The 11781-nt window shown below is 50.5% G+C and carries 3 protein-coding genes; all 3 read left to right on the top strand.

The features are described from left to right. The first annotated feature begins 22 nt into the window (after nt 1-22). Genes ACFQI7_RS32650 through ACFQI7_RS32640 form a run of 3 tightly spaced genes read left to right on the top strand, consistent with a single transcriptional unit; the run spans nt 23 to nt 11706 of the window. Nucleotides 23-976: a hypothetical protein gene (locus tag ACFQI7_RS32650; RefSeq protein WP_218103229.1), complete on the top strand. Its 954-nt coding sequence runs from the start codon at nt 23-25 to the stop codon at nt 974-976. A gap of 17 nt (nt 977-993) precedes the next feature. Continuing rightward, nucleotides 994-1953, top strand: a complete 960-nt coding sequence (locus ACFQI7_RS32645) for a hypothetical protein (RefSeq protein WP_218103228.1) — start codon at nt 994-996, stop codon at nt 1951-1953. Nucleotides 1954-1977: 24 nt separating this feature from the next. After that, entirely contained in the window at nt 1978-11706 is a 9729-nt protein-coding gene (locus tag ACFQI7_RS32640; RefSeq protein ID WP_218103227.1) for a VgrG-related protein, read from the top strand. Nucleotides 11707-11781 lie beyond the last annotated feature (75 nt).

Here is an 11781-nt window from a genome sequence, read left to right as displayed (position 1 = left end):
TTACATTTTTGAGGTGAACCCTTTGAGGAAACGTTTATCGGAAACGCAAAAGAAGGTCATGGTGATTCTCCTGGGAGTCACCCTTCTGTCGCAAGTCTTCTATGTGTTCCCGTTCTTGTCCTCTCATCCGCAACAGACACTTGCACAGTCAGGGGATGAAGCCAGAGCGGCAGCAGAAATATCGAATCTGACTGGAGTCAGAACGGAAGAGATCCTGCGGATCAAGCATACGGATCTGAGCTGGAACCAGGTGCTCGAAGTATTAAAGAACCGTCATCCGAACGGTATTGAAGCGCAGAAGGAGCAGCGCAGCAGCCTGCTGGCACAAGCCGGGACGGGGGATGAGCTGATCAAGCAACTGATGGAGCAGGGATATAGCCACGAGGAGATCATGCAAGCGAAGCTTCTGGCCGAGCGGGTTCAGTCGCAGCTGCAGGAGCTGACGGACACCGACCGCAAGCCGTTGGTAGAACGGCCTTCTGCCGAGCTGCTGCCCGACAGGAAAGGGAAGGACAAGGCAGAAGCCTACCGGAAGCTGGCCGAAGGCTTCCAGACTCAGGCGGCGATTGTATTTATGCTGGAGCTGAAGAGCGCATTCGGAAGCATGGAAGCCGTGCTGGATGAATATTTGCTGAGCCTGCAAGCAGAGCTGAAGTTGGAGGACTACCTTAAGGATAAGGATGCTTATCTGAAGGCCAAGGCCGACAAGCTGGCGGGGATAACGCCGGATCGCATCGTTACCGTGTCTTCGCTAGAGCAAGAGCTGCTGGAAATAATCAAAGCTGATAATCAAGGGTTGAAAGACGATCCCATGAGCGGCGGCAGTCTATCATCGGTCCAAAACAAAGAGACGAAAGTAAGGGATTCGCCACTTCCTGACGTACCGGTTCCATCCGTGAAGGATGTGAAGCCAGTCAACCCGGCAGATCAGATTCAGAAGGAATTAAACGCGCTTAATCCAAACAAGCCGTTCTAAGAGGGGAACATGAACAGATGAAGATAAACATGAACAAACGGAAAGTATCCCATTGGGTGGTGGTGCTCCTTCTGCTCGGAGTTATAATGCAAGCGGGCGTGGAAATGGCGTCCACGTTCCAGTCGAACGCGCTGACCGGGCCGTTTGAGGAGCCAACCGCATCGTCGGAATCGGGCGATAAGGAAGCAACCGGGACTGGGACGTCAATTCAAGTCGTGACGGCAGCGGCGGTTACTTCGGGCTTTGCTGTCGAGAGTTCCGACGCAGTCAGCGAGATCGTAATTTCCCAAACCTTGCTGGATTACATCAAGCAATCCGACCTGGCTAATTACGATCGTAACGTCACTAATTATAAGAGTCTGCTTGCGAAACGGGATGTGCATCCGAAAATGAAGGACGAGCTGGAGCGGCTTATGATGCTGGGCCATCGCGTACCCGATCTGCTTATCGCGTATGAATTTTTGTATCAAGCTTACGGGCAAAAAAAGGACTTGGAGGCATTCGTCCTGCTGAAGGAATCGGGCAAGGCGTGGGAGGGCATTTTTCAAGACTATGGCCGCAATCATGCTGCGTTTCAACCGCGGGCCTTCGATTCGAAAGAACTGGAGAGCCTGACCATGACAGCCGGCATTACCTCAAGCGACATCATCATTGCCGACCGCCTTGCATTCGTTTCCGGTCAACCGTTCAATGATTTGTTGAGGAGCAAGGTGGAGGGCGGGAAATCGTGGAAGGATGTGAGCGCTGATCTGGACATCTTGAATGGGGCCGGGGTGCTTCCCCGTGTACAAATCTCGGCGGAGCAGATGAACCGGTATACGCAAACGGCGAAGCTGACGGAGCAGCAGGTAGCAGAGGCATTCGTCCTTGCAGGAAAGGTCGAAGAGACGCCGGAGATCATTATCGGGAAGAAACAGTCCGGTACGACTCCGGAAGCGATCATGGCCGACTATTGGAACAGAAAATATAACGGATAATCGGGATAGGCAGGAGGTGATATTTTGAGACAGTTCAAAAAATTCGTAGCGCTTGGTGTTTTTTTATGGATGGGCATAAGCTCCGTTCAATTGGCGCACGCCGAAACGTTGGATGAGCAGCTGAATAATCTGGTTGGTCCGAAGCAGCAGTATAATACGATGCTGTCGCCGGTGTACTTGAGGCACAACGAGTCGGAAGAGCGCATCAGTCCGCAGAGCGGCGAGCTGACGTTGACCCAGACGGATTATGTGCTGCCGGGACGGAATGGATTGGACCTTGAAATCAAACGCATCTATAAGAGTGGCATATCCAACGTACAAGAGATGAATGTGAAGTATGTCGACGGTGCATGGGTCGATTATGTCAAATCTGACCCGAAAACGTCTTCGTTCTATGAGGACCGGTATAACATGGGTATCGGCATGCGGTTCTCTTTTCCATCAATTGAAGTAAGGAAGAACGACGACGGTACAAGCCATAACTTTTTGCATACGGATAGCGGGGATGTGTATCGGCTCCAAAATGCGATGGTCGACGGCAAGTCCGTCTATCTGCTCGAAGGGCAAACGATCAAAGACGTCATCGTCAAGGAAACGACCGAATACAGTAACGGACAGACCGACGGCACTTCGAAGCTCGTCATGACCGGCAAGGACGGGAAGAAGACGTATTTTGCCGAGGACGGGCGGCTTCTGGGAATCGTTGACCGGTACGGCAACACCATCAAGTTTGAATATAGCACGCTAACGTATACCATAGATGGCCAGGACATCAGTAAGCGGCTTCTGTCCAGCATTACCGACACGATAGGTCGCGTGATCACAATCGAGTATAAGGAAGACGCAACATTCACCGTTTCACCGATCGGGAGCGGATCGTACGGGGCGGAGAACAGCTATAACGCGATGCAAAATCCGAACTCGGTCGATTCCGGGGACTTGCAGGGCAAGTTTCAGGTCATCATTCGACTTCCAGGGGATAAGCAGCTCATTTACGACAAATCCGCCGTACTGGTCAGTCCTTCCAAGCATGTATTGCGCACCAGGCTGCAGCGCATGTTCGATACGGATGGCCAAGTGAAGTACCACTACTGGTACGAGCAGCAGGATCTCGGTTTTTCATTCCTTAGGAAAGATTTATATTTGGTATACAATCGTCACGAGAATCTGGTGCAGATCGACTATACCAAGACGAATCGTATTAAACGCTATGTGTATAACAGCTATACGAAGCGTTTGAATGAAGGCAGAATGCAATACAGGAAGATGTTTGAGCAGAAGGAGCTGGTGAAGAAGGGCTTTGATCCGGGGCAAGCACAGTTTCTGGATAAGTTCGTTACCGAGGTTAAGGACAAGACGCAGTATACATATACTAACGAAGCGGACGGCTACGGCTATGAGGGCTATAAGGAGCACAGCCAAAGCTACCTGAAGGATACTTATCGGTATTATACGGAGCTTACGGACATTCGGGGCAATCTCACGAAGTACACGTACAACGGGATTCACGAGCTCGTCGTCACCGAGAAGCTGGGGACGGACCACAAGGAGGTCATTACTCATGAACGCGACGAGATGAAGCTGGTGAAGAAGCAGGAAACGGCCCTGTACCCTACGGTGGATGGACAAAGCTCGGATACACCGGTGCGGAAAATCGAGAACTACCGGTATGACGAATACGGCAATTTGACGAACTATACCGGTCCCGAGGCAGCCCGCGGCGATTCCGGTTATCCGGCAGATTCCGAGCACACCGTTGTATATGCCTATGCCTACGACAAATTCCATGCCTTGACCCAGAAGACATGGAAGCAGGCGCAGGACCAGACAAGCCAAACTATCTACACGGTCGACGCGCTGGGGAATGTGACGAAGGAGACGAGAGTTAATCCGCTGGAGGCGGGCGGCTCCGTCGTGACGGACTACGACTATGACCGCTACGGTAACGTAATACGCAAGTCAGTAGCCTCAAGCGGGCAAGCGTTCGAGACGCGGTATGAGTACGGCAAGGATGCGGACGGCGCGGACACGCAAGGGGCGTATGTGACCAAGGAGTACAGCTTGTTGGACGGGCGGGAGCTGGCTAAGACGTATGCGTACAATCTGCAGACGGGGCAACGGACGGCGGAGGTCGACCCGCGCGGCAACCGAACCTCGAATGAGTACGACGTGCTGGGACGCTTGGTGAAGACGACGCTCGCGGACAACAGTGCTAAGACGTTCCGGTATGAACAGCAGCCGTATGCGAACATGCGCATTGGATATACCGACCCGGATGGAAACACGCTCCAGAACGAGTACGACATCCAAGGCAATCTGATCCAAGCTAGCGTACTGAAGAACGGGGACTGGAGCGTATTGACGCGCGCGGAATACGACGCCAAGGGGAACAAAATCAAAGAGATCGATGCCAATGGGCATAGCACGCGGTTTGCCTACGATAGCCGCTCTCGCTTGGTGTCCAAGTCGTACTTTGAGAACGATCAGGCGGAAAAAGGGACGGTCTCCATTCGTTACACTTTAGGCGCAGATGAACATACACCGCTGCTAATGACGATGGTGGACGAAGAAGGCTACGAGAAGCGCATGTATTTCGACATCATGGATCGTCTTCGCAAGACCGAGGTGACGGCGGGTAAGAGCGGGTTCGATACGACGACGTACACCTACGACTACGTGGGTAACAAGCGGCTTGAGACGGATGGCCGGAATAACTCGACAGAACTCGTCTACGACCCTCTGGGACGACAGCGGCTGAAGCGCGATGCGCTTGGCAATGAAACAGCGTACAGCTACAATGCGCTGGGCAAAGTATCCAGGCAGCAAGAACCCGGCGGCAGGGTTACGCAGTTCGAGTTTGATGCATTAGGCCGGGTTACCCGGAGCAAGAATTACCAGCTCGGAGCGGAATCAGACATTACCTATACGGATTCGACCTATGACGCCGCAGGCAATGTGGAACGGGTGAAGCAAGGCAGGATCGTGAACGGGGAGGATCGTCTCGCTTCGGACATATCCTATGTTTACGACGCGATGAATCGGGTTTCGGAACAGTCAATTCAAATAGACGAGTCCCGCAGCAGCGTGACGGCGTACGATTATGATCATAACGGAAACAAGATAAAGACGGTGGAGTATGCGGATGCGGGCAGAACGAAATTTCGAGTAACCACCTCGCTATTCGACTATGCAGGCAATGTCATTGAAGAAAGCGGTGCGTACCGCGAGCCGGACGCAACTGGCGGCTATGCGGAATACGGCTCGTACCTTCGAAAATACGAGCGGGATGACGTAGGCAATGTGACGAAGGACAAGTCGTATAACGGAAGCGGCTACGATACGACAGAGTATTCGTATAGTTACCGCAACAAGCCGGTGGAGAAGGTAGAGCCTTATGGCGATGATGGGCAAAGCTTCAAGAAGACACAGTATACGTATGATAAGAAAGGCAATTTGCTCACGGAAACGTTAACGGTACATGGTGTTCCGCAGACGAAAACTTATGTATACGATGGGCTTGGCCGCGTAGTTCGGAAGATCGATCCGCTGGGGCAAGTGACTAGATACGCCTACGATTCGAACGGCAACCGGATCAAGGAGGTTGATCCGCGCTTTGCCGCTGAAGACTTTGATCAAGCGGCAGGAACAGAGTATGAATACGATGCGTTGAACCGGCCTGTCAAGCGCACCGTATTTGACGGCAAGACGCGTGAGGTTACAAACTACAGAGCCTACGATAGCCGCGGCAATCTTGTGCTGGATGCGGACGGAGAAGGCTACAATGCAAACCAGCCGCAGCTATCGATCGGGAAGGTCTTCACGTACGATTACAACAACCGGAAAGTCGTGGAAGTATCTGCCGAGATACTGTCGCAAAACCGGAAGAACGGGACGCAGGCGGTTTCGATGCGTTACCAATACGATGTCTTAGGCCATGTGGCAGAGGAAACGGATGCGTTAGGACATACGACCCGGTATACATATTATTTGAATGGCTTACTCAAGGACAAGACGTATCCGGATGGTTCCAAGGAAAGCACCGATTACGACCTGAGCGGTAAAGCAAAAATCGCCAAGACAGATCCGTTGGGTCATGTCATCGTCACTTATCTGACCATCTTTAATAAGCCGTATCTGATCGAATATCCGGATGGCACGAGCCAGAGCTCGCGCTATTCGCCGAAGGGCGAGCTTATCGAGAGTAAGGACCAGGAAGGGAACGTGAAGACGTTTGCCTATGATCCCTCAGGCAATCTAATCCGCAAGAAGGAATTTATTCGCACAGAAGGTGGCGATAAGTATTCCAAGCTGACCAAGTTGCATTACGATGAATCCAACCGGTCATTGAGCAGCGAAACGTTCGCTACACAGAACGATTCGGAGACTTCGATGGGGGACCGTATCGAGAACACATACGACAAGGCGGGACGGTTGACCAAGGTGTCCGGTTCTAATGGACGAGAAGCGGTGCAAGAGTATGACCGGGCCGGAAATGTGATCGCCAAGCTACAAAAGACTGCAGATGACGAGTATGAGGTGCGTCGTTATGTGTACGACGTGCAGTCCCGTCTCGTTCAGGAATCACTGCTCGTGAAGACATCCGATCTCAGCGCCGAGCAGCTATTGAAGGCTACCTTCGATAACGTCTACTTCGACCGGGTGAAGTCCACCACCGTGTACAGCTACTATAAGAATGGGAAGCAGAAGAGCCAGACCGATACGCTTGGGCAAACTACACAGTTCGAGTACGATTACGACCTGCGCCCGACGAAGAAGGTCGATCCGCTTAAAGCCGCAACGGTGTACCGCTATGACCTGAAAGGAAACTTGACGGAGCAGATCGACGCCAAGAACGTGTCCACTCGCTTTGAGTACGACGAACTGGATCGGGCCATTCGCAAGAAGTCTCCGGCGGCAAGCGGCGGTGTTGCGGTAACTCGTTATCAGTACGATGCGGCGGGAAATCTGATCAAGCAGATTGCACCTAAGGATTACGATCCGGCGAAGGATGCGCCGCAGCAGCTAAACGCGATGCCGGGCATGACGTATGCTTACGATGCGTTAAACCGCCGCATTTCTACAACGGACCCGGACGGCACGGGGATCGAATACATCGCGTATACCCCACGCGGGCAAGTGAAGAAGCAGGTGAACGGGGTTCAATATACCGGCGATGTAAATACGTCGAAGGGAACAGAATACGACTATGACGGGCTGGGCCAGGTCATCCGCACAACCAATGCGCTCGGGTACGTTACGTTGGTTGAGTATGACGCGCTCGGTCATGTTACGAAGCTGACGGATGCCCGTGGCAACGCAACGTTGTATTCGTATCATTCCGAAGGCACGCTTGAGCAAGTGACCTTTGCCGATGGCGGAACCATAAGTTACGCCTACGACAAGCTGGGGCGGAAGACGAAGGAAACGAACCAGCTCGGCCTTACGACCACGTTTGAATATAACGCCTTTGGCAAAGAGAAAACGGTAAAGGATGCCGAAGGAAACACGGTTGAATCCAAATACGATTTAGCGGGCAATCTGGTCACGCAGAAGGACAAGCGGGGAAGTGTCACGCTGCTGAAATATGACGCGGCGAATCGGTTGATCGAGAAGCGGGTTCCGTTGGAGCTCGACGCAAGCGGCAACACCGTCTATGCGGTCGAAGGATACGCGTACGATCCAGTCGGCAACGTCTTGAAGAAGAGCTTGAACAGTTCGAAAGACAAGAGCTTTTACCGGGAAACGGTCTACACTTATTACGATAATAACCTCGTCAACACCATATCGGATAGTAGTGGCGCATTTGCCAAAAATGATTATGACCGAAACGGGAATCTCGTAAAGCTGGAAAAGCTTCGGGATATGGGTCAATACGATACGGAGAAATATGTATACGACCGGATGGACCGCTTGATCCAGCGGATTCGGTTTATGGACGAGAACGTCTTGGATGCGGATACGGGTTATGCCGCGGCTGTCGAACTGAAGGATGCGGAATATCCCGGCAAAATCCGGCAGATCACCGGTTATGAGTATGATGCGGCAGGCAACCGGACGAAGGAGATCGACCCGCGGGCCTATGCGTTTGATGCTTCAGATACGGGGAATCACGCCGCGTATACGACCCTTTACACCTATGATGCATTGAACCAGTTGAAGAAAGTGACGCGCCAGGTTAACGGGGCTGACGTATCCAAACTGTATAGCTACGACGAGAACGGCAACAAGGTGTCAGAACGCGACGAACGTGGAAATGAAACGAAGTATGCCTACGACAGCGTCAATCGGTTGAAATCGATAACGGATGCGTCGAATAAGACGCTGACCTACGGCTACGACCTTGCGGGCAACAAAACAAGCGAGACGAACGCTAAAGGCTACAGTATGACATATTCGTATGACAAGCTTAACCGACTGTCAACCGTAACCGACCCGTATAACGTCATCGTCAGCAAGAACATTTATGATGAGAATGGGAATGTCGTGAAAAAGATCGACGCCAAAGGCTACGCTTCCGCCGGTTCGGATGAGAAGCGATACGGTGTGGTGTATACGTATGATTTGGCCAACCGGGTGGTGCTCACTATTGATCCGGAGATTGCGGCAAAGAACAATCCGTCGCTGTTCACCACGAAGGTGGAGTACAACCCGGCGGGGCAGAAGACGAAGGAAACGAATGCGCTCGGCAATGTACAGAGCTATGAGTACGATTCCGCGGGCAAGCTGCTTAAAGTAACCGACCCGCTCGGCGTAGAAGTGACCTACGGCTACGATAAGTCTGGCTACAAGCTATACATGATCGACGGTCGAGGCAAGGTTACGCAGTACGAATACGGAACATTTGGGCTGCTGAAGGAAACGACCGATGCGATGAACCGGAGAGTGACATACCGTTACGATCTGACTCAGAACGTGGCCGTCATGACCGACCGCAACGGCCGGAACACCCGCTACGTGTACGATAGCCACAATTTGCTGCTTAGCAAGACGGTTGTGGAAACGGATGAGAAAATAAGCTACACGTACGATGCTGTAGGCAACCGCAGCGGAATGACCGACGAGAGCGGTATGAGCGCGTACACGTACGACGAGAAAAACCAACTCGTGATGCTTACGAAAGACGGCGCGATACAACTGGAGTACACGTACGATGAGGTCGGCAACATTGGGTCGATCAAGGATAAGACTGGCGCGACGACAATGTACACCTACGACAAAACAAGCCGAATGGAAACGGTCGCTTTCCAAGGGAAAACGACGACGTATCGTTATGACGCGAACGGAAACCGCAAAGCCATCGTATACGAGGGTGGCGTACAGGAAACATACGTCTATGACAAGAACAACAAGCTGCTGGAGCTGACGAACAAAAAACAGGGCGGCGGCGAAATCTCGTCCTACAGCTACACCTATGACGATGCCGGACGACAAGTCACGAAGACCGACAGCTTCGGCACGACGAACTATAGCTACGACGCAGCAGGCCGCATCGAGAAGGTTGAGGCTCCGGGTAAGACGACCGTGTACACGTACGATCACGCGGGTAATCGCCAGTCGTTCAGCGAAACGTACACTTCAGCTCAGCCGAGCAGCTACATCGATCCGAACGACAAGACAGAACTGAAGTATACGATCAAGAAAAGCGAGTACGTCTACTCCAATGCGAACGAACTGCTGCAGCTCGTCGAAACGATGCAGGACGACGCAGGCAAGAAGCTGCTGGAGAAGACAACCAGTTACCTGTATGACGACAACGGCAACGAACTGCGCCAAAAGGTAAGCTACCTTCGCCCGCACACGCGTAGCATGCACCAGGTCACCGGCGGAAACTTATACGGTGACGAAGTGAATGATGCGCTGGATGCCTTGATCGAGAAGGTGAGCAATACGTTCGACGGGTTCAACCGACTCAAGCAAGTCGAACAGGTTAAGGCCGAAGAGCGCGTGACCGTTGAATATGTTTATAACGGAGACGATTTGCGAACGAAAAAAACCATCCGTAGTTCCAAGGATGACTACTTGCCTAAAGTAAGCAACTATCTGTATGACCAACAACACGTCATATTGGAGACTAACGAATTTGACGAAGTTGTAGTCAAATATATCAGCGGCATCAACTATATTGCTCGCATGGATCGCACAGATAAAGTGTCTTACTACCTCTTTAATGGACATGGTGATGTTGTACAAACAGTTAATGAAACGGGACAAGTCGAGAACCAATACGACTATGACGTTTTCGGTAATTTAACTCTAACTATAGAGATGTATGCGAACGAAATTCGTTACTCGGGAGAGTTCTTCGATGAAAAAACAGGACTTTACTACTTGCGGGCGCGGTATTACAATCCGCACATCGGAAGATTTATATCGGAGGATACGTACGAAGGACATGCTGAAGATCCATTGTCGTTGAATCGGTACACGTATTGTAACAATGAACCGATCCTGCACGTTGACCCAAGCGGTCATGTATCAGTGTCAATTGATATAGATGGTACGACCCTCGAAGGTGACAACTTGACCGGTAAAACGACGGTTGGACTAAGAGATATAGCAACTGCAATGGGAGGATCAGTAAGCTGGAGCAGTGATACTCGTATGGCTACAGTAGAGCTTAATGGCAAGACGTATGATTATGATACTACTGGTACTAATAAGGTAATTGTCAATCTCCGTGATTTTGTAGATTATTTCAATCCGAGCAATGCGAAATCGGACTACGATTACAAAGATAACGGAAACGGGACAGCGAGCGTAATAGTTACCACACAAGTATCCCAAAGTAGTTCTTCATACTGGAGTAATACAGGATCCAGTAATGCTTCTACATCACCCCCAGATCCAGGAAGGGCATTTTATGACCCTACACCGAAAGGAACTGGCGCAGCGAATGCTGTCAAATGGGAAAGCCAAGAAACCTTCTTGAAGACAGAGGCTTTGAATGGTAACACTTGGGCGCAGAAAGAAAATGATGCTGGCAGATGGTATGTAGATAGTAATAGTAATACGTACACATATGAAGAAGTAGTTTGCGCGCAGAATGGTTGGTCTTGTCCCGAAAAGCCATCTGGACCAGCGGATGCTAGCAAATGGGGCGAAGATGATTCACAGTTAGGGATATTATCTAAGAAGTATGAATCTAAGGGGAAACCAGGAACAATCTCAGGCGGGGGTGGGGATGTAGGAGGTGCTTCTTACGGTGCCTATCAGTTTGCAAGTACCTTTAATGTTCCTTTATCTTTTGCTAAATGGCTGGAAGGTAAGAATGATGACTATTATAATAGATTAATTACTTCCTACAAAGGAGATGGAAATAAATATGGTGCAAAGTTCAATAGTACATGGGAGGCTATTGCAAATGAAAATAACAGCGCATTTTTACAATTACAACACGACTATACGAAAGTGATGTATTATGATATTACAACAAGTAAACTAAAGAAAGACATTGGTTTTGATGCAAACCAACATAGTTTTGCATTGAAAAATGTTATTTGGTCAAGGTCCGTCCATCATGGTGCTACTGGAGGGGCGAATGTCATTAAAACAGCATTAAGTGGCCTAGATATTAATAGTGCAAGTGAAGAAGAAATTATAAGAGCAATTTATGCCGAAAGTGGAAGTGGTTCTAAAAACAATCTAAAGTACTTTAGTGGCAATTCTGCAGGAATTCAAGCAGGAGTATGGCAAAGATTGAATGTTGACGAGCTAAATGACGCTCTAAAGATGCTTTCTAAAGAAAAGAATTAGATACAGTCAGAATATATGTGGGACCCTCCAACTGATAATGTAAGTTGGAGGGAATGTTTTTTCATCTGAGATTTT

It is taken from the genome of Paenibacillus allorhizosphaerae, assembly GCF_042659105.1.
Lineage (GTDB): Bacteria > Bacillota > Bacilli > Paenibacillales > NBRC-103111 > Paenibacillus_G > Paenibacillus_G allorhizosphaerae.
This window is presented reverse-complemented; position numbering and strand designations above follow the sequence as displayed.

What these genes read in the sequence shown, in the direction of transcription:
- ACFQI7_RS32645 (WP_218103228.1), top strand. Translation starts at nt 994, where the DNA reads ATGAAGATAAACATGAACAAACGGAAAGTATCCCATTGGGTGGTGGTG.